Raw genomic sequence first — 21,175 nt, 5'->3', positions numbered from 1 at the left:
TACATCAACATATATGCCTTCCTGGAAAACCCAGAGAAAAGCTGGCTCATATTGATAAAGCAAGACAAATACAAATACCAACATTCGCTATTCCCAGAAGTACAGGGGGCTTACTTTTGAAAAATAAAAATACCTGACTTGAATATCAAGAAGTTAGAGATATGAATTTAAACTAGATCCGGTTTCCCGGACAACAATGATTTTCAATAATGTGACCGTTTTGGAAAAGGACATCCTTAACTTTTATAACTAAATGAAAATGATTGGGTAAAAGACAATAGGGATCACTTGTTATTTCTGGTGGAGAAAAATTTTCGAATCAATTCAAATAACCCACCAACCATAAGAGAAATGATTTTGTCCTATCGGACAGATTTTACTATTTGGCTTGGTCCAAATAGTAAACACAAAACCCAAGGCTGCGCCCGCTTCCCTCGGAAAAGCTACGCGATGCCGACTAAAATTACAGAACTCGTCGTTCCTCCTCAAACATCAGTAATTTTTTAACGCCGTCACCGCTTGTTTTCCGGCTCACCGGCCGAGGCCACGCTTTGATGTAGCTGTCGTTGCATAAGTGGACGGCCTCTTTTGGTCGTTGCCCGGAGTTGAAATGAAACCTTAGTGAGAGCGGGAAGCTCCGAGGGATCGAGGAGATCACCCGTCCGAACTTAGGTTTTATGAAAACGTAGGGAAAGGATCAAAAGCAGCCTTGAATTTTCTGTTTCGTCTTTGCTTCAAGGCAAAGATGAAAGCCGCCGGCAGGCCGAAAGTTACAGTTCTTCTCATGTTGTCTATAAAATTTATAATCCACCGAATTTTGGGTGTGATCCGACAATAGGCCAAAATATCGACATATTCTGTTAAATGTTTTTTTATGAGTGTGAGAAAATGCTGATAGTTCTTTTTCTTTAGGAAAATTCGCTGTCCATTAATTCCTCGGTTGAAAACATGGTAGTAACTGCCACATGTAGAGGGTGTTATTGATTTTAGTGAAGGCATATATAAATATACGAAAATTATTAACAGAACAGTTTTCATGGATAAGGATGTCATCTTTTTAAAAGATGACATCCTTAAAACTACAGAAATTCTTACTTTTGCAGCCTCATAAAATTTTAAAACGATGGCACAGAAACCTTCGATTCCAAAAGGCACCCGCGATTTTTCACCTGCAGAAATGGTGAGAAGAAATTATATTTTCAATACCATTAAAGATGTATTTCGTTTGTACGGATTTCAACCCATTGAAACACCGGCAATGGAAAACCTATCAACATTGATGGGTAAATATGGCGAAGAAGGTGATAAGCTGCTTTTTAAAATTTTGAATTCGGGCGATTTTATTTCTAAAGTTCCGCAGGAAATGCTGGACGAGAAAAACTCGAACAAACTGACTACAAAACTATCTGAAAAAGGATTGCGTTACGACTTAACCGTGCCATTTGCGCGTTACGTTGTGCAATACCGAAACGACATTGCTTTCCCGTTTAAACGTTACCAGATTCAGCCGGTTTGGCGTGCCGACCGACCTCAGAAAGGACGTTACCGCGAGTTTTATCAGTGCGATGTTGACGTGATTGGTAGCAACAGTTTGCTAAACGAGGTGGAGTTGGTACAAATTATCGACGAGGTTTTTCAACGACTGGGAATCAATACAACGGTAAAAATCAACAACAGAAAAATTCTGGCCGGAATTGCCGAAGCTATTGGCGAAGCCGACCGAATGGTGGATATTACCGTTGCTATCGACAAACTGGATAAAATTGACCTGGAAAAGGTAAATGCGGAAATGCTTGACAAAGGAATTTCGCAGGAGGCCGTTGACAAGCTTCAACCGATTCTGAAATTGGAAGGAACTACCGTTGAAAAACTGGCGCAGATTGAAACAGTTATTGGCGCAACCGAGATTGGTGCCAAAGGAATTGCCGAAATGCGTACTATGTTTGCTTATCTTGAAAACGTTGAGCTAAATACAACCGTTGAACTGGATCTTACCTTAGCGCGTGGATTAAATTACTACACCGGCGCTATTTTCGAGGTAAAATCGAACGATGTACAAATTGGCAGTATCTGCGGTGGTGGCCGTTACGACGACCTGACCGGAATTTTTGGTATGCCCGATGTTTCGGGTGTTGGTGTATCGTTTGGTGCCGAGCGTATTTACGATGTTTTGGTTCAGTTAAATGCTTTCCCGGAAGAGTCGCTGGAAACCACAAAAGCCTTGTTTGTAAACTTCGGAGAGAAGGAGGAAGCTTATTGTTTGCCGGTTTTGGCTCAGTTGCGAAAAAATGGTATCAATGCTGAGATATTCCCCGAAAGTGCAAAAATGAAAAAGCAGATGACTTACGCCAACCGTAAAGAAATTGCCTACGTAATTCTGGCCGGTGATAATGAAATGGCTGCTCAAAAGTTCACGCTTAAAAATATGGAAACAGGAGAGCAGCAATTGGTTGACACACAAGAACTGATAAATATCCTTAAATAGCTGATTACTTTATACGATATTGCTCCAAAATAAATGGAGCAATGATTGCATCGGTTTCAAACAGACTTGTAAAAACACTTGGTGGAGATGTACGTTTCCCGTGATTGAGGTGCACTATTTGTGCCCAACTACGGGCTGATGAATAGGATATTTCAGTGTATCCGTTATTTACAATTCATCAGTTTAACAGTTTCTCAATTTTACCATTTCACCATTTTACAGTTTAATTATGGCAAACCGTATATTTGAAATAACCCCCAAAAACCTCACCTTCGATACCATTCAGGATATTCTGGAAAACAATATAAAGCTTAAACTTTCTGAAATATCGGTACAACTTATTCATAAAAGCAAAAAGTACCTCGACAATAAACTTGAAAGAGCGGATAAACCGCTTTACGGAATTAATACCGGGTTTGGAGCATTGTGCGATATTGAAATTTCGAAAGACAGCTTAAGTAAATTACAGGAAAATCTGGTGGTTTCGCACGCCTGTAATATTGGCCCGGAAATACCTGCCGATATTGTGAAACTGATGTTGTTGCTAAAAGCACATGCGCTTTCAAAAGGAAATTCGGCGGTGCAGTTGATAACCGTACAACGAATTCTTGACCTGTTTAACAACGCTATTTTACCGGTTGTTTGCGAGCAGGGATCGCTTGGTGCCAGCGGAGATTTGGCACCTCTGGCAAAATTATTCCTTCCACTGCTTGGCTTAGGCGAAGTTAATTTTGAAGGGAAAAAACAACAGGCCGGGAAAGTACTTGAAAAGCTGGGGTGGGAGCCCATAAAACTGGAAGCCAAAGAAGGACTCGCCTTGCTGAATGGTACTCAGTTTATGAGTGCGCACGCCGTTTATACGCTATTAAAAACTTTCCGAATTATCGACCAGGGCGATATTATCGGGGCACTCTCGCTGGATGCTTTCGACGGATTGATCGAACCGTTTTCAGAAAATATCCAACGCATTCGTCCGCACAAAGGACAGGCCGAAACGGCAAAGAATTTCAGAAATGTTTTAACCGGCAGCGAAATGCAGGCCAAACCCAAAAAACACATCCAGGATCCTTATTCTTTCCGCTGTATTCCGCAGGTTCACGGAGCAGTAAAAGATGCGGTGAATTATGTGGCTACAGTTATTGAAACCGAAATTAACTCGGTAACGGATAATCCAACGGTTTTCCCGGATGAAGATCTGATCATTTCCGGAGGTAATTTCCATGGCGAACCGCTAGCCTTGTCGCTCGATTTTTTGGCAATGGCAATGAGTGAGCTGGGAAGTATCTCGGAGCGAAGAACTTATCGTTTGATTTCGGGCGAACGCGAATTACCGGAGTTTTTGGTGGCCAATCCCGGATTAAATTCCGGTTTTATGATTCCGCAATATGCTGCCGCATCAATTGTTAGTCAGAACAAACAGCTTTGTACGCCTTGCGTGGTGGATTCTATACCTTCGTCGAACGAACAGGAAGACCACGTTAGTATGGGAGGAAATTCAGCAACAAAAGCCTTAAAAGTAGTTTTGAATACCGAGAAGATTTTGGCTATTGAATTATACAATGCAGCTCAGGCAATGGATTTTCGACGCCCCGTACAATCGTCGCCATTTATCGAACGCTTCATTAAAGAATACCGTAAAATGGTAAGTTTTGTTGAGGAAGACATTGTGATGTACGAAGCGATCAATCTTACTATTGACTTTTTAAATACAACAAAATTCAATCGTTTGTAAAGAAAAAGGCTGCCTGATAATTTTCAGACAGCCTTTTTTTTCTCACACTTTTATTCTTAAAGTGCGTCGTTATTTTGTTGCTTCTTAAGCAATATTGTATTGATGTTTTGTGTAAACATCTTTTTCGTGTCTTCTTTGGTACGTGCAATACCCGAAGCCATCGTTGGTTTCCCTTCTATTGGAATATAAAGGAAAGCCGGAATACTCTTTACGCCAAACACAGCGGCAAGCTCGCGTTCAACTTGTGTATCAATTTTGTAAACAATAACTTCTCCGGCAAATTCTCCGGCCACTTCTTCCAAAATTGGAGCTGCAGTTCGGCAGGGGCCGCACCAATCGGCATAGAAATCGATCAAAGCCGGTTTTTCGCCTTTGTATTTCCACTCTTTCGGAGAACTTTCATAATCCCATACTTTTTCCAGAAACATGGCTTTGGTTAACATGGTCGTGGCTTTGTCGGCCTTCGAAACCGATTTTGTTGCTGTTTCGCTATCATTGCTTTCTGCTTTTGCCGTGCAGGAACTGTATCCAAACAACAAGCCCGCAGCTATTAAAAATGTAATAAATCTTGTTTTCATTTTATTCTTGATTTTGTAATTATCAACCATTAAAATAAACTATTTGTTCAAATATATATAAATATATGCATATATGATTAAGCAAAAGCTGTACCAAAAATTATTCCGATAAAACTACAACATATTTTTATTTACCTAACGCAACCAATTTTTGTTTTGCTCCGTCTACCAACTGTGATTATTAATTTAAAGAGCGATGAAACGAGCATAAAAAATTTCTGTTTAAAATACAGGAGATGATTATGCGAGTTACATGAGTTACCGTTAAAAAATAAAATTATTAACGAATGAAAAAATTAGCATTTGGAATTTTAATGGGATTACTGGTAGTTTTTACCAGCTGTTTAGATGACGACGACGGTTATTCGTTGGGCGATTACTGGATTGGGTTTGGAATTTATAAAGGAGATGATGCGGGAGCAGTTAGTTTGGTAATGGACAACGGTTCTGTTTTGATTCCTGCCGCTGCAACACGCCCTGGTTGGTATTTAGATTTTACTGATGGCGACCGCGTTTTGGTGAACTATACCATTTTAGATGAAGATGAATCCAGTAGTGCTGTAGAACGTTACCTTGTAAAGGTAAATGATATCAGCGATGTTTTGATGAAAGGCATTATGGACATTACCGAAGAGATTGAAGATAGTATTGGTAACGATCCGATAATTGTTGAAGATGCCTGGATTTCGGATAGTTTGCTGAATTTCAGGTTGAAATACTGGGGGTACAATAAAACCCACTTTTTAAACCTGGTAAAAGAACCGGGAGAATTAACCGCCGACGATCAGCCATTTCAACTGGAGTTGAGACACAATGCAAACGACGATGAGGAGTCGGTTCCATATACCGCTTACGTTTCGTTTAGTTTGAACAGTTTGCGTGTAGATGGTCTTGATTCGGTTCGTTTTGAAGTAAATGCGATCGATTATGATGGTGTTGCTTATCAAGACAGTGGCGTGTTTAATTATAGCAATCTGGAATTACCCACACCATAAAAAGTTAAACAGTGTAAAATAGAAAAGGTGCTCATTTCGAGCACCTTTTTCTTTGTATTGAATGTTGTTTCTTTTTTTACTCAGGTCGTTGAATCTGCTCAATTAGCATTTCGCGTTTATTTTGGTCGTAGCGAGAAAAACCACGATCGAATATCTGGTATTCGAAATGAACTTTTGGAACACTTTTCATTGCCACAACCGGTGTGCCCGTGATATCTTCGATGGCTGCTTTAAACAGCGGATCATTCTTATCTCCAAGCGGGAAGGTCGCGAAAAGATCGTCATAAACCGGAATGTTAGGTGCAAATCCATCTTTAAAATCGGTAACGCCTGCAGCATTGGCATAACGCAAAACAATTGGTTGCAAGCCCCAATTGGCTATTTCTTCGCTATATTCTTCGCTGTAATAATCTTCTGGTTTTAAAGTAATTGATGCAGTGTATTTCCCAAAGGTTGTGTCGCCAACAGTTGTAACATTATCCATGTAGGCTCTTAATCCGGTTATTGAAAGTTCGGATGCTGAAGCAGTCCCCGATCCGGTGAGGAAATAAACTTTTTCTAATCCCATTTTTACAGGAACCTGATTATCAAAATACACCTCAACCTGGCTCATAATTTGTCGGTCGATAAAGTAGTCCTGGTATTTTTTATTCCATTTATAGGTAACAAGAATGCTGTTATCGTTTACAACATCAAGAGGTCCAATGCACGAGCACAGGTGTTTGGCAGCCGAAATGGTTCCTCCCGGATTATAACGAAGGTCTACTACAAGATCTGTTGCTCCCTGGTTTACCAGGCTTGCAAAAGCATTGTCGAGGGAGCTGTTAAAATCCGAAATATATTGGGCATAAAAAATATAACCAATTTTTCGGCCATCGTGTTCCACAATATTGGTTGTTAACACCGGATCTAAAGTCAACACAGAGGATGTAAGACGAATAGTTGTGTCGGCGCCAATACCGTCGCCTGTTAATACGCCAAGTGTAACATCTATGTTATCGCTGTATAGCAAGTCGGTGTAATTGTCATCGTTAATGTCGGCATTGTTCATCTCAATCAAAAGGTCGCCACGTTTAATTCCTGCTGCCGAGGCCGGTGTTTCCGGGTAAACATACTCAACAATACCAAAAATATTGCCGGTGTTCGAGAAGCGTCCAAATGCCAGCGACCAGCCGTATGTTTTTTCAGTACCTTCAAAACTAGCTTCCAGCGCATCCACATCATCAGTAATGTACGACCACTTATCATCTACATAAAGCAATTTGTTGAAATAGGCTTTTGAATCGGTTTCGTACTTATAATTAATGTTTGGCAATTCATCGTACCATAAATAAACATCATCCATTGTCTCGTAAATGAATTTATTTACCTTTTTTGTATATTCCGAAGCCTCCGGCCCTTCAGGAGTGGGATCATCTTTTGAGCAGGCCGTAAAAACAGCCACAGCTACAAAAAACAATAAAGTTGTTTTTACTAAATTTTTCATAATGTATTCTCTTACGTCCATAATTTCTTTATAGTCATTCCTATTTAACGCAAAAAGGCAGGTTTTCGTTTATTGCTACTGCTTTTTCCTTTTTTTCTCGTCAGGATATTCAATTCGGATATGGTAAATATTTATCAGTTTTTCTAAAAGTGTATGTTTAATTGTATTTATATCGCTGAAGGTAAGATCCGAATCATCAAGCTGTTTATCTTCAATTTTCTTGTCAATCATACTGTCGATAAGCGCCTTCAGGTTTTCGTGTGTTTTCTCTTTCATACTGCGCGATGCCGCTTCAATTCCATCAACCAGCATAACCACCGCAGCTTCTTTCGAGCGGGGAAGTGGCCCGGGATAGGCAAAAGCATTTTCATCTACTTCCTTATCCGGATTTTGTTCCTGGTGCTTCAGGTAGAAATATTTTGCTTTTGTTGTTCCGTGATGCGTGGCTATAAACTCGATAATAACCGCCGGCAGTTTGTGTTTCTGTGCCATTTTAACCCCATTTTGAACGTGGTCGATAATTACCTCGGCACTTTTTAAATTACTGATCCGGTCGTGCGGGTTCATTCCCATGGCCTGGTTCTCGATAAAAAAGTTAGGACGGCCAATCTTTCCAATATCGTGGTAAAGGGCACCGGCGCGTACCAAAAAAGGGTTTCCTCCAATACGAAGGATAACCTCTTCGGCAAGATTGGCAATTTGCATCGAATGCTGAAATGTACCAGGTGCCTGCTCGGCAAGTTTTCGCAATAATGGCTGGTTACTATCCGATATTTCGATTAAAGTTACATCGGAAACAAATCCAAAAAGTTTTTCGAAAATATATACCAACGGATATACCAAAAGGATTAGCACACTGCTAATGGCAAACCATTTTAACATCGAATAATCGTAGGAAATAAATGTTCCTTCGTGAATTAGGTTTAGTGCCGTAAAAACAACCAGGTAGGTTAAAAATACCCACAAGGCTGCCAAAACCAGGTGAACGCGGCGATGCATTTTATTGAGGCTAAAAACCGCAATAAGACCTGCCGACACCTGAAGAAGTATAAATTCGTAATTGTTTGGTGCATAAAATCCCATTAAAAGGGTGGTGATGATGAGCGTGAAAATAGCCGTTCGCGAATCGAAAAATGTACGTATCATTATTGGGAACACCGCAAACGGAACCATATAAATGTGCAGGTTCGGGAAGGTGTTTATAAAATTCGACAGCAAAATGGTGCCGGCCATCAGCATCAGCATAAAACTTAATTTGTTCAGGTGCTCAAGTATATCGCGCCGATACAGCAACAGAAACACAAAAATGAAGCTGAGCAGAACCGAAATAAGCAGTACTTTACCTATTGATACCATGTAGCGGTTTACATCGTTACCACGTTCTTTTTCGTAACTGGCTTTTAACGATTCCAGCATTTGATATTTTTCGGCATCTACAATTTCGCCCTGCAGCACAATTCGTTGCCCTTGTTTTACCATTCCGCGCGTGGCCGATATGGATTGTGTTATTTCATCAATTTCTTTCTGGCTGGTTTCGCTATCGTACTCAAGGTTTGCCGCTATGTACCGTTCAAGATTAAGATTGGTCAGCCACGGGAAATTGTTGCCTTCGCTAACCAGGTTTTGTCGGGTGTTTAAAAGGGCATTGTAGGCCGATTTCTCGGAATACAGCTGGTCAACATCTTCTTTCTGAACAATATTTCCGGTACGTTTATTAATTTCTTCTTTTCCCTTCAGCTCTTCATAAATATCCACCGAAAAAAGCAGAATTCCGTTTCCGTATAGTTCATCGAGTTTTGTTGATAAAGCTTCAAATATTCTTTTTTTTGCGGTATTTGTGGTGTCAATATCCAGTTCCAGGTCCTGGCGAAGACGTGCTAAACTTTCACTTTTTTGGGTCGTATCGTTAAAAAAATAAGGAACAAGCGAACTGATTTGGTCGGTTTTTTCTTCATTTAGTTCGTTTGCCGTTTTTAAAATAGCAAAGTCGAAAGGTGCCACCAGGTTTTCGTGCTGCCACGGAAATCCCCTTTGGTACTCGTATTTAAACTTTGGCTCTCCGGGCAAAATAAAATACAAAGCCACGGCTGTAAGTACAAATAACGATAGCTGTAAAAACAGTCGGGTGTAGCTTTTTAGTCTTCTCATTAATTTATTCATATACCGAATATCGAAATTTTGATTTAAAATACCATTACTCTCATCTGCTTCTTTTTAAACTAACTCTTAATATCTCGTTGACAAATAAGGTTTGCAGATAAGTTTGTAAAGCCCATTTTTTCTTAGTTTTGTGTTTATACGCTTCAAACAGGTGCTATTCCTGTTTTACAAAATAAAATTAAGAAAATATTGATGAACTACGGCATTTCAAATTTAAGTATTATTCCGGTTCGGCTCGAGCCTTCTGAAAAAAGCGAAATGGTTACACAGATTCTTTTTGGCGAACACTTTGAAATGCGCGAGCAAATGGTGGGCTGGACGAATGTAAAGCTGGCCTACGACGGTTACGAAGGCTGGATTGATACCAAAATGATTACGCCGATATCTATTCGAACATTAAACAAGATTGAAAAATGCGCAACTGCCGTAACATCCGATATTATTACCATTGTTCCGGTTAACGAAGAACAAAACCTGATGCTGGTAGCCGGAAGTACATTGCCGGTTTGGCGGCCCTACCTAAAACAGTTTTCGGTTATACAAGACACTTACCTGGCTACTGGTGAGGTGATTTACGGTAAACTGAAGAATGCACGTGAAATTGCCATTCAGCAAGCGTTGAAATATTTTAATGCGCCGTATTTGTGGGGAGGAAGAACTCCTTTTGGTGTTGATTGCAGTGGTTTTACTCAAATAATTTACAAGATGATTGGCATTAAATTACCGCGCGATGCCAGCGAGCAGGTAAAAATAGGAACGGCTATGAGTTTTGTTGATGAGGCCGAACCCGGCGATCTTGCCTTTTTTGATGACGAGGAAGGAAATATTGTTCATGTGGGAATTATCTGGAAACGAAATAAAATCATTCATGCATCGGGGAAAGTGCGTATCGATAATGTCGATCAATTCGGAATTTTTAATATCGATACGCAACGTTATACCCACAAAATGCGTGTAATGAAAAAAATAATAGAATAAAATGGAAAACATTGAGCTTGTTATTTATGTTGCCCTTTTTGTAGCCGCCGTTTACCTGGTAGTAAAACATTGGAAAACAGGTCGGAAAAAGTAGTGCCCACAAATAAGATTGGTGTTGGTTAGATTGAAAAGAGATTGATTTAGATCGAGAAGATTTAGTATAATTTGTCGACTCTGAATCCCGAACGAATACTCTTGCTTCTGACGCTACGGTTGGGATTTTGGCCAATAAACCTGTTCTCAATTTTTGCCTTTTAACTTATTAATTTTTACTTGAATCATGTTTACTTATAAATATCCGCGCGCTGCCCTTACAGTTGATGCTATCGTTTTTGTAAAATCAGAAACAACAATTTCCGTTTTGCTGATTGAGCGGGGGAGGGAGCCCTTTAAAAACAAGTGGGCCTTACCCGGTGGTTTTGTTGATTTGGACGAGACACTGGAAAAGGCCTGTATTCGTGAGTTGGAAGAAGAAACCGGTTTGCAGGTGGAAAAAATGCAGCAGTTTCGTGCGTACGATGCCATCGACCGCGATCCGCGCCATCGTACTATCTCTGTGGTGTATTCGGTGCAGCTGGCCGGTAAAATGCCGGTAAAAGGCAACGACGATGCTGCACAGGCAAGGTGGTTTTCAATCGATGATATGCCCGAACTGGCATTTGATCATGCGGATATTCTGAATGATTTTTTTGGTGATCAATAGCTTCGTTTGTTTTATAGTTCGCCAGACTTTAAAATATGTATGCTCAGCATATTTTATAGTTAGCTTGAATAAAAAGTATGTATGCTCAGCACGTTTTTAATGGTGCTTTAACCGAAAACCAGGCATAAACCCCATTACCGTTAATTGAAATGGTGATTACAATTGAACAATGAGCTTTTGGATATACATTTGTGTTCCTTTTAATGCCCATCAATTCCGTGAAGCATAAGAAACGAATGCATCAGAATTTTATGAATCTCGGTTAAATATTCGTTTACGGCTTTGGTACTGCCCGGCAGCGAGAATACCAGCGTTTTATCTTTAACTCCGGCAATCGATCGGCTAAGCAATGCATTGGGTTTTTCCGCACCATATTTCAACCGGATGTGATCCATTATTCCCGGAATTTCCAAATCGATAAAGTTTTGGATGACAGCGGGAGCAATATCGCGTGGGCCGATTCCGGTGCTTCCGGTTGTATAAATGATGTCGAATCTGTTGTTTACCGCATTTTGTAGTTCGGTTTCCAGCAACTCTTTTTCATCAGGAATTACAGTGCGCGATGTTTCGCACAGGTATGTTTTTGAGGTGAACCAATCTTTGCTCAGTTTTTCCAGAAGTGGCCCGCTTTTGTCTTTGTAAATACCTTGGAAAGCACGGTCGCTCAAGGTAATTACCTTTATGCGAAAAGTTTTTGGAAGGTATTCCATGGTGTCGTTCTCCGAAAGTGTTCCCGGTTTTATTACCCGGCAGAAAATACCTTCTTTTGGCATCACACATTTGCCTGCCAGTTGAAAAATCTCGCAGTTATCGCCGTGGCATTTTTTCCCGATTTGCGTTACTTCCAATTCCACGTTTCCTGCTCTGAATCGATCAAAAGGCATGGCTTTATGAACCGCGATTCCTTCGGTAGTAATGTTTTCGGCAAACTCGCCATAGTTGATTTCACGGCCTAACTCGCCTTCAAAACTTTTAATGCTTTCGGCAGCCAGCAGACTGATCTGGCGGTGCCATTTTCCGGCATGAGCGTCGCCTTCAATTCCATCCAGGTTTAGCTTTAATTCTTTGCGCGGAGTTTTTATCGTGCCTTTTTTCTCCGAAATATTTAATGATTTTATTTTGCAGGTTTGTGCTTCCATTTCTGTAATTATATTTTCTCCTTAAAGTCAAGTCTTACATCGCTTATTACCATGTTTTTGTCAACGGCTTTGCACATGTCGTAAATGGTAAGCAGCGCAACATTCACCGCTGTTAAGGCTTCCATTTCAACGCCGGTTTGCCCGATACATTTGGTCAAACTTTTTACCAAAATGCCATTCTTTTGAACTTCAGCTTTTACCTCAACTTTGGTAAGCTGCAACGGATGGCAAAGCGGAATCAGCCGCGATGTTTCTTTGGCTGCCTGAATTCCGGCAATTTCAGCAATGGTAATTACGTCGCCTTTCTTTATCAGGCTTTCGTTTATCAGCCGAATGGTTTCGGGCTGCAAGGCAATAAAACCCGATGCTTCAGCAGTTCGTACCTGTTGTGGTTTGTGGCCCACATCTACCATGTTGGCTTTTCCTTCGTCGTTTATATGTGATAATTGACTCATATTTATCCTCCAATATTTGAAAAATCGTGTGATTCGGTTCCTACTCCTTTTTCCGGTTTGTTTTCCAGGGCTTGATTGTATGCTTCTTCAATACCCAATTCCCGCGTGCTGTAACGCAAGCCGGAATGCAGGCACGGAACGATAAATCCGTCGGCAGTTAAACGCAGGCGGTTACAAATTTTGCAGATGCCACCTAAACCGCCGTCAACGGCATAAAACTCGCCGGTGCGCAAATCCATCTGTCGAATAAAACGCAGCTTCAAGCCTTTATTTTGGCAGAATTCGCGTACTTCCTGTTCATCCTCCTCGTTTTCGCCGGGAATGCGAACAAAGTTGATTTTTACTGGTTGTAAATCGGCTTCCAATGCTGCATCAATTCCCATTAACATATCATTTAATTCTCCAACACGGGTAATTTTTTTGAATTTCTCCGGATTCAGGGTATCCAGACTGATGTTCACGCGTTTTAGCCCGGCAGCTTTTAAGGCTTTGGCATAACGTGGCAGAAGAACACCGTTTGTGGTCATTCCAATATCTTCGATCTCCGGAATGGCTGAAAGCATATTTATCAGCTCGGGAAAATCTTTGCGCACCAAAGGTTCGCCTCCGGTAATTCGTAATTTGCGAATTCCAAGTTTTACACCTGTCTTAACGATTTCGGTAATTTCGTCGAACGAAAGAATATCCTCGTGCTTTTTTAGTGGCAAACCTTCAGCCGGCATACAGTATTCGCACCGAAAATTACAGCGGTCGGTTACCGAAATGCGCAGGTAGTTAATATGTCTGTTAAAGCGGTCGTACATATGCAAATTCGTTGTTTTGAATGGTTGAAACTCCCAGTGGTACTTCAAGTAATGCATTTGCAAAAGCCAGTGCATTTATGTGTGCCGAGCCATGAAACGGAATTTCTGAAATTGCTCCCGCTGAATCAATAACAACCGGAATAATTGCCAAACGATTGGCTTTTTTTCGCTGATACGTAAAGTTCATTCGGGCCTTTACCCGCAGAGGTGTGTAGTTGGATCCGAGCAATTTGCAGATCACCGGTTTGGCAATCAACTCAAACTGTACGAATGACGACACCGGGTTTCCGGAAAGACCAAAAACGAACTTACCTTCCTTTTCTGAAAAAGTCATTGGGTTACCCGGTTTAATCCCCGTGTGATCCCAGTATAATTTAAAACCTTGTTCTTTCAATATCTCCGGAATAAAATCGAAATCGCCAACTGATGCTCCACCGGTGAAAACGATAAAATCGCTCGATTCCAGCGCTTTGTTAAAGCTTTTAGTGAGTAATTCGTATTCGTCAACCAGCATGAGTTCATCCACAACTTCAAGGTTCATTTTTCGGAGCTGGGTGATCACCTGGCTGGAATTACTATTCCGAATCTGCCCTGGTTTTGGTGTTTCTGATGGAGAAACCAATTCGCTGCCAGTAGCAATTACGGTTGCTTTTGGGCGTTTTGAAACCAAAACTTCAGTATAACCTGCACCGGCAAGCACTGCCATTTGTGGGACATTTATTAAGGCTCCCTTTTTTAGCAGCACATCACCTTCTTTATAATCTTCACCCAGGTAACAAATATTTTTCATGGTATTTAGATTGGTACAACGCACCTTATTTCCATGAAGTTCTTCCGCATCCTCAACCATAAAAACACAATCGCATTCAGGCGGAACGGCAGCGCCGGTCATAATTTTCACACACTGGTTTTTGCCAATTTTAAGCGACGCAATTTTTCCGGCATTAATAACTTCCAGAACTTCCAGTTCATTGCCAATATCTTCAAGTCGGCAAGCATATCCGTCCATTGCCGATTTATTGAACGGGGGCATGTTTAAATCCGCAATTACATCTTCCTGTAAAACCCGATTAAAAGCATTTTCAAGTTGCACCTTTTCCGTTGGAAAGAATGGTGGTAAATTGCCGGTCAGCTGTTGTATTTTTTCAAATTGGTTCATAAAACGAGTGAAAATTTATTGTTGTTGACCTGAATTTTGTTGTAATCAAATTTAAGTTTTTCTCCGTCATTAATCACAATTATTGGATGGTGTATCAGGTGATGTGCTTTTTTTATCGGAGTTCCGGTTGATTGAATAAAAAAGAACAAACCCGGATTAATAATTTCATGTAAACCTCCCGACTCGCACACAATTGGTGTTTCGGGTAAAAAAGCCGATAGATTTTCAAATGCTTCCGGAAGATATTCCGGTGCAGCCATTACAAAGAAAACCTGTTTTGCACCTGCCTGTAACATCAGCGAACTGTCTTTGCCCGTAATTTGCTTTTCCTGCAGAATTACGTAGTGTTTATCTTTTATAAGCACATCTTCGCTGTTGTGCTCGTGAATATGCGAGGTGATTTTAAGCCCGGTAATGGGAGCTTGTTCGGATAATGACTCGATTACGCGACAGGCAAAGTAGGTTTTTCCCACATTTCTCCCGTTGCCTGCAATCAATAGCAAGTTCGGGTAATGGATTTTTTTATCTTTTTGTATTTGTGTCATTTAATAACCTGAGTTCAGTTATTGATGTTAACCTCAGAATTACAGAAATGTGCGAAATTTGGATTAAAAATATCGCAAGAATAGCGGGCTATTTTAAGAGGTTTTCTGTTTAAAGATTGTGCATTTCTGTAATTTCCTTCGGATTTCTCAAATTTTTACATAAATCACTCCATATTTTTTTGAATTATCCCGATAGTCCTTCAAAAATCTGCAATAATTTCTGCTGAAAATTTCCAGAAACTGAGGCAAGATTTATAATTGAACTCAGGTTAATATGTTTCAGGGAAGGAAGGAGCTTCATTTTGTGCAATGCAAAATTTGCTCTTTCTCCTTTCCAATTTACCCCGGCCTTGCCGGGATGCGGGAGGATCACCTGTTTCCGGGTAATCCCATCGGCCGAAATCCCCTGGTATGCACTTTAGGTATTTCAGCTCGGAGCCGCTACAAATATAGTAAAGAATCTAGATGTGTAGATGTGAATGAGTAAAAAGTGCTGAAAAGCATTTTTAACCAGAATAAAACGCTGGAGGATGTTAACAAAAATGGGAATATAAATATGGACAACGGGAATGATATTCAAGGGCAGGTTATGAAATAATAACCTGCCCTTGAATTATTTAGTCTTCAGATACAACTTCTTCTTCAACAATTGGATTTGTCTTTTCGGAGAAATAGGCCGTAACAATTACCAGGGCAACAACTGCCAGCGCAATATATACCCCTGAAGGGATTGGAGCCGCCTCGCCTTGTGCATACGAGTGCAAACCCGAGAGGTAATAGTTCACTCCAAAATAGGTCATTAGTACCGAGCTGATACCCAAAACAGCAGCCACACTCATGGCAAAGCTACCGCGTATTCCCGGAATGCGGTGCATGTGCGTAATGAATGTATATACCAAAATAGTTACCAATGCCCAGGTTTCTTTGGGATCCCAGCCCCAGTAACGCCCCCAGCTTTCGTTGGCCCAAACACCTCCTAAAAACGATCCAAGCGTAACCATTAACAAACCAATTATCAAGGCAATCTGGATGATATTAACAAGTTCTTTTATGGTGTGATTGATTCTGTCGGAATTGCGTTTGTTTCTGAAAATCATTAAAATGAGGTTAAGGAAACCAAGCAATGCACTAATACCCAAAAATCCGTAACTGGCTGTAATAATTGCCACGTGAACAATTAACCAGTACGATTTTAACACAGGTACCAGGTTGGTAATTTCCGGGCTCATCCAGCTCATTCCGGCCACCATCAGTGTTAAACCGGCCAAAACTGATGTTAACGACAGTGTAATTTCCGAGCGTTTAGCGAAGATTAATCCACCAAGTGCAGTTGCCCAGCTAATAAATACCATCGATTCGTAACCGTTACTCCATGGCGCATGGCCTGATATGTACCAGCGAATGGCCAGTCCTGCAGTTTCGGCCAGAAACAGTATGAGAATAAAGTAAAAGGCAAAACTTTTCAGGAAGCGTAATTTAATATTCGGATTAAACAGGGTGAGCAACTGTAACATCAACAGAATTAACCCGGTAAACATGAAAATTTTGGATAACTTCCCAAAAATGTTCAGGTTATTGTAAAGCACTTCCATTTTTACTTTTGTTGCCGATGGAATGATTTTCGCACCAATGGTTTCCTGGTTTTGTTTCAGGTTGTTTAGCAATTGGTTGGCTGTTGCCCAATCGCGATTTTGTACCGATTGAAGATATGACGAAACCATTTGCCTTGCAAAATCTGCATTTTGTGCAGGAAGTTCCTTGGCTTCGTTAATCGATACCCATTTGTGGTTGTCGTCGTTAGGAACGGGAAATATTGTGAGAAAATCGCCGGTAAAAATGGTCATAAGAATATTAACGCGCTCGTCAACATTCATAACTTCTTTATCGAATTTATTGCGGTGGTTACTTTCTTTAGCATAAGCGTCCTGTACCACAGAGCTAAGTAGGTAGCCGCCCATTTCACGCGGTCGTACAATCGAATTAAATGAAGCATATTTTCCTGTAATTCCAATCGTTCTGCGCAATTCGGGATTGGCCACTTTTATAATGGGAATGTTTTTCCATTGTTCAGGATTAGCCTGCATATCCAGAAAAACTTCGCTGGGCAACATACCTTCCCAACTGGTTTTTTTGGCCACTTTACGAAGTATTTCCGACGCCAGTGTAGAAACCGGTTCTACGCGGCCTTTTCTATCCTGAATGAGCAAACTTTCAAACGACTTGGTATGGTCGCTGTCTAGTGGTGCAGGTGTTGCATTTTGTGCCTGTGCACTAATGCTCAGCAATATGCCCGTTACTAAAATGGCAAACAGTTTTTTACGTTTTTCGCGCAGCTGTGCCGATGCTTTCAGCAGGGTTTTAAAACGGCTGTTTCGGTTAAACAGGGTAAGCACCATTCCTATGGCCATAATCAGGTAACCAAAATATGTTACCGATGTTCCTGTTGCATCGTGGTTTACCGAAAGAATTGTGCCGCGCTCATCCGTATCGTACGACGATTGGAAAAAGCGATATCCTTTGTATTTCAAAATGTTATTCATAAAAATGCGGAATGGCATTTCGGTGGCGCCGTCTTTTAGCACCACCTCGCTGGCATACGACGAAGGGCTCATTGAACCCGGGTAACGTTCGAGCTGGAAATCGTTAAGCTGAATGGCAAAGGGTAGTTTTATTATTCGCGAACCATATGAAAGCGATACTTTAATGCCATCGATTGATGTGGTGTAAAAATCTCCAACTTCTCCAGTTCGTCCATAAACGATTAACTCCTTACTTGCTCCATTCGTTGCTATTGACGCTTTAAAAGCGTCCGGCGGACTCATCTCCTGCGATGGTTTTTGGTAAGCCAATTGAACCGAAGCATTTGGCAGAAACTGTTTTATGGCAAACGTTAGGTTTTTATAGGTATAGGCCTTTTGTGTATCAACCAGTTTTTCGGTATGTGGTGCTATCAATTCACTTTTTTCGCTCATCATTCCGGCAACCTGGATCGTGTCGTTGCCAGAAATGTACAGGTTCCCATCTTTTAAACTCAGTTTAATATCAGTATTTAAATTGTTTCCGAAGCCAAGGGTTAAACCACTTAAGGTTTTAGTGTTGTCGTTTCGGAGAGTAAAGTCTTTTCGTGAGGAACCATTTTCAACGGTAATCAGCGAAACAATCGGTTCTCCGGTAGGATCGAGAACAATGTTTTCAACTGCCGATGGCATAAAGTGTTGATTGCTAATGTGTATTGTTTTTCCTTTAAAATGTATTTTTTCTGAAAAACGGTTGGCGGTGTAGGGCGAGAATTTTACTTCGCTCGCTTCTTCAAGAGTTTCGGTACCATCAGTAAGCTTTACCGTAACATACGATGCTTCGGAAACAATAAAATCCGACGAGCTGTTTTCGCGAATATGCATACTGCCTTCATATCCGTAGTAACGGGTAATCATTGCCCCTACACCAATAACGAGAAAGGAGATGTGAAAAAGCAGAATTGTCCATTTTCTCCGTGCTATAAGTTTGTATTTGAAAACACTTCCAACAATATTGATGCAGAGTATAAACAACAAAATCTCGAACCACCTGGAATTGTAAATGAGAATTTTTGCAGTAGTGGTGCCATAATCGTTTTCGATAAAGGTGGCGTAACCAATTGCTATTGCAAAAATTACCACAAGAATTCCGGTAAAAAACATGGAAAACAGGAATGAACTTAGCTTCTTCATAATTAGTAGTTGTCTGAATAAAACACTAAAAAAATTCCTTTGTTTGCAAAAACAAAGGAATTTTTTACAAAATAAAAGTTTTACAAAATTAGTTTGTTGTAGGATCGTCGTGAGCAATTACTTTCACAAATTCAGCATAATTCCATGCTTTTTTAGGAGCCACATGGCCTTCAGGTTTTTCGCCAAGGTGACAAGCCTTACAGGTTTCTTCTGTTGGATCGGTCATTCCTTTTGAAAGGGCCATTTTTTTGTTTTTCATAATTGCAGCCGATTTGTAGTGGCTACCAGGTCCGTGGCACGATTCGCATGAAACACCTTCGTCAGCTTTAAGACCTGCAAGAAGGCCACTGTCAACAGATCCCGCTGTTGAATGGCACTTTAAACATGTTGGATCGTTTTTTTCGTCACCTTGCAACGCCTCCATTGCTTTTGCGTGTGGGCCAGCTTCCCAAACTTTAAACTGCTCGCCTTTATCGGGCTTATTATGGCACATTTTACATTTTGCTGCACCAATGTACTTGTAGGTTTGAGCGGTGGCTGCAGTGCTAAATAAAACTGCAAGTCCTAAAAGAATAATCAAATTTTTGAGTTTCATAATTGTCGTATTTAAATTATATTATTTGTTTGTCTAAAATCCTATAATAAGAATAATAAATATTGTGCCAAAATTTAATACAATGCTGTATGACACATTGAGCACATTTCGGTTCTCCAGGCTTCAGCAATGTCAACCGGGTGTTGGAAATCCAGGGCCTCGAAAGCGGTTGAATATTGCATACTATCCCGGGTTCCCTGCGCTATAATGTTGTGGCACAGCGAACAGTCCTTTGAAATGGTTCTGTTTTCGGTTGTTGCATGGCGGTCGTTGTGGCAACGGTAACACCCGTCTGATTCCATATGGCCAATGTTATTTGGATATTCTTTCCAGTTGGCTTTCATAAACGGAAAAATGTTATTGGAATAATCGTCCTGAATGGCGGCTATTGCCTGGTCGATTTCTGCTTTTTTAGTTTCATAAACATCCGGGTATCCACTTTCGAACCAGTCGGTAACCTGGTTTTTTATGGCAATCATTGCGGTGTCTTTTGTTGGATAATCCTGATAAAGCGCCATCATGGCTGCTAATTTTATGGCAGGTAATTCGGTTGATATTTTGCCCTCTGCCATAGATTGATCGATAAAGTTTTGCGGAGCATTGTAATTGTGCGATGGCCTGTTGTGGCAATCCAAACAATCCATTACCCGTGTTTCCAACGAATCGAGCTGGGTTTCAGATACCATACTCATTTCATCGGTGTAAATGTATTCTTCACCGGTTTTTGTGTTTGTGTATTTTACCCACGGAATAATCTGTCGTTTCTCATCAAGTGCTTTGTACTCTATTTTTACCTCGGGGCTAATGTGCTGGTGAATACCTTTTATTACTCCCTGAGGAGTTACCTGTGTGCTTGTTTTTACCTGCAAATGAACAATGTGCTCGGTGTTTTCTTCATCGGTTAAAAATGAATGTTTTACCCGCATTTTATTATCGTAGAATTTTTCGGGCCAGTGACATTCTTCGCAGGTTTCGCGTGCCGGACGCAGATTGGCTATAGGAGTAGGGATGGGTTGTGGGTATTTATTGGCCAAAACAGAGTAAACCTGGTATAAACCCGAAAGTTTACTTTTTACATACCAACTGGCTCCCGAACCAACATGGCACTCCACACAGGCAACACGCTCGTGCGATGAACCGTGATAGGTTACGTATTCCGGCTCCATAACTTCATGGCATAATTTTCCGCAAAACTCTACCGATTCTGTGTAATGAAAAGCTTCGTAACTTCCTACTGAAGAAATAATAAGCAGGAAAATTGTTCCAATAATAAAAATTGTACTGGCGTTACGGGTAGCCAGATTATTGAAGTCGAGAATTGGCCAGTTTAAACGTTTGCCTTCTTTTTCTGCCAACCGTGCTTTTTTACGGTAAATACGCATACCGATTGGGATCATCAGCAATCCAATAATCAAAAATACCGGGAGGATGATGAAAATGATTAAACCAATATATTGACCACCAAATCCGAAAGCAAGATTCAATAAAAATAATGCCAGGATACTGGCCAGATTGAATACGGCTATAACAGCTCCGGTAATCGATACCCAGTTTCTGATGGAAGACGGTAGTTTCATAATTTTTCGTTTATTGGTTTGTTGTAAAATCCAGTTATCGAAGATTATAAATTTCCTTTAATTATTCAAGGTCAG

General features: G+C 40.7%; 16 protein-coding genes and 1 riboswitch. Of the genes, 5 read left to right on the top strand and 11 right to left on the bottom strand.

The window, feature by feature from the left end; translation table 11 throughout:
* Positions 1–1,123 precede the first annotated feature (1,123 nt).
* Both hisS and hutH read left to right on the top strand, forming a co-directional pair.
* Positions 1,124–2,485, top strand: a complete 1,362-nt coding sequence (gene hisS / locus BMW53_RS01485) for a histidine--tRNA ligase (protein ID WP_038561004.1) — start codon at positions 1,124–1,126, stop codon at positions 2,483–2,485.
* Positions 2,486–2,714: 229 nt separating this feature from the next.
* Positions 2,715–4,217, top strand: a complete 1,503-nt coding sequence (gene hutH, locus BMW53_RS01480; RefSeq protein ID WP_038561007.1) for a histidine ammonia-lyase — start codon at positions 2,715–2,717, stop codon at positions 4,215–4,217.
* A gap of 56 nt (positions 4,218–4,273) precedes the next feature.
* Here the strand turns inward: hutH and BMW53_RS01475 are convergent, their stop codons facing one another.
* Positions 4,274–4,795, bottom strand: coding sequence for a thioredoxin family protein (locus tag BMW53_RS01475; protein ID WP_038565139.1), 522 nt, complete (start codon positions 4,793–4,795; stop codon positions 4,274–4,276).
* A 287-nt stretch (positions 4,796–5,082) separates the two neighbouring features.
* Between BMW53_RS01475 and BMW53_RS01470 the strand changes: the two genes are divergently transcribed.
* Positions 5,083–5,790, top strand: coding sequence for a NigD1/NigD2 family lipoprotein (locus tag BMW53_RS01470; RefSeq protein WP_038561010.1), 708 nt, complete (start codon positions 5,083–5,085; stop codon positions 5,788–5,790).
* A 76-nt stretch (positions 5,791–5,866) separates the two neighbouring features.
* On the opposite strand, the gene BMW53_RS01465 is transcribed toward BMW53_RS01470, so the two are convergent.
* Both BMW53_RS01465 and BMW53_RS01460 read right to left on the bottom strand, forming a co-directional pair.
* On the bottom strand, positions 5,867–7,276 hold the full coding sequence (locus BMW53_RS01465; RefSeq protein ID WP_168136432.1) for a S41 family peptidase: 1,410 nt from the start codon (positions 7,274–7,276) through the stop codon (positions 5,867–5,869).
* Positions 7,277–7,351: 75 nt separating this feature from the next.
* Positions 7,352–9,424, bottom strand: a complete 2,073-nt coding sequence (locus BMW53_RS01460; protein WP_168136433.1) for an HD family phosphohydrolase — start codon at positions 9,422–9,424, stop codon at positions 7,352–7,354.
* A gap of 204 nt (positions 9,425–9,628) precedes the next feature.
* Between BMW53_RS01460 and BMW53_RS21435 the strand changes: the two genes are divergently transcribed.
* Together BMW53_RS21435 and BMW53_RS01450 are read left to right on the top strand one after the other, a co-directional pair.
* Positions 9,629–10,414 carry a C40 family peptidase gene (locus tag BMW53_RS21435; protein WP_038561018.1) on the top strand — a complete coding sequence of 262 codons (786 nt, stop codon included), beginning with the start codon at positions 9,629–9,631 and terminating at the stop codon, positions 10,412–10,414.
* 280 nt (positions 10,415–10,694) lie between these two features.
* Positions 10,695–11,117 (top strand): NUDIX domain-containing protein, encoded by a 423-nt coding sequence (locus tag BMW53_RS01450; RefSeq protein WP_038561020.1) that lies wholly within the window; start codon positions 10,695–10,697, stop codon positions 11,115–11,117.
* A 200-nt stretch (positions 11,118–11,317) separates the two neighbouring features.
* Here the strand turns inward: BMW53_RS01450 and BMW53_RS01445 are convergent, their stop codons facing one another.
* From BMW53_RS01445 to BMW53_RS01410, 8 genes are all read right to left on the bottom strand, one after another.
* Complete coding sequence (locus BMW53_RS01445; protein ID WP_038561023.1) at positions 11,318–12,256, bottom strand: molybdenum cofactor synthesis domain-containing protein; 939 nt, start codon at positions 12,254–12,256, stop codon at positions 11,318–11,320.
* A gap of 8 nt (positions 12,257–12,264) precedes the next feature.
* Positions 12,265–12,711, bottom strand: coding sequence for a cyclic pyranopterin monophosphate synthase MoaC (gene moaC, locus BMW53_RS01440; protein WP_038561026.1), 447 nt, complete (start codon positions 12,709–12,711; stop codon positions 12,265–12,267).
* Positions 12,712–12,713: 2 nt separating this feature from the next.
* On the bottom strand, positions 12,714–13,514 hold the full coding sequence (locus tag BMW53_RS01435; protein WP_038561028.1) for a GTP 3',8-cyclase MoaA: 801 nt from the start codon (positions 13,512–13,514) through the stop codon (positions 12,714–12,716).
* A complete protein-coding gene (locus BMW53_RS01430; protein ID WP_051567948.1) occupies positions 13,498–14,673 on the bottom strand; it encodes a molybdopterin molybdotransferase MoeA in 1,176 nt (391 codons plus the stop codon). The genes BMW53_RS01435 and BMW53_RS01430 overlap by 17 nt, the downstream gene beginning before the upstream one ends.
* Positions 14,670–15,218, bottom strand: coding sequence for a hypothetical protein (locus BMW53_RS01425; protein ID WP_038561039.1), 549 nt, complete (start codon positions 15,216–15,218; stop codon positions 14,670–14,672). The genes BMW53_RS01430 and BMW53_RS01425 overlap by 4 nt, the downstream gene beginning before the upstream one ends.
* 311 nt (positions 15,219–15,529) lie before the next feature.
* Positions 15,530–15,668, bottom strand: a riboswitch (molybdenum cofactor riboswitch).
* 167 nt (positions 15,669–15,835) lie between these two features.
* Positions 15,836–18,928 carry a cytochrome c biogenesis protein CcsA gene (locus BMW53_RS01420; RefSeq protein ID WP_038561045.1) on the bottom strand — a complete coding sequence of 1,031 codons (3,093 nt, stop codon included), beginning with the start codon at positions 18,926–18,928 and terminating at the stop codon, positions 15,836–15,838.
* An 88-nt stretch (positions 18,929–19,016) separates the two neighbouring features.
* Positions 19,017–19,523, bottom strand: a complete 507-nt coding sequence (locus BMW53_RS01415) for a multiheme c-type cytochrome (protein WP_074780103.1) — start codon at positions 19,521–19,523, stop codon at positions 19,017–19,019.
* 74 nt (positions 19,524–19,597) lie between these two features.
* Complete coding sequence (locus BMW53_RS01410; protein ID WP_038561048.1) at positions 19,598–21,100, bottom strand: cytochrome c3 family protein; 1,503 nt, start codon at positions 21,098–21,100, stop codon at positions 19,598–19,600.
* Between the last annotated feature and the right edge of the window lie 75 nt (positions 21,101–21,175).

Origin of the sequence: Draconibacterium orientale (genome assembly GCF_900111425.1) — a bacterium.
Taxonomy (GTDB): domain Bacteria; phylum Bacteroidota; class Bacteroidia; order Bacteroidales; family Prolixibacteraceae; genus Draconibacterium; species Draconibacterium orientale.
Note: the sequence above shows the minus strand (reverse complement) of the source record. Positions and strands in the feature narration are given on the sequence as shown.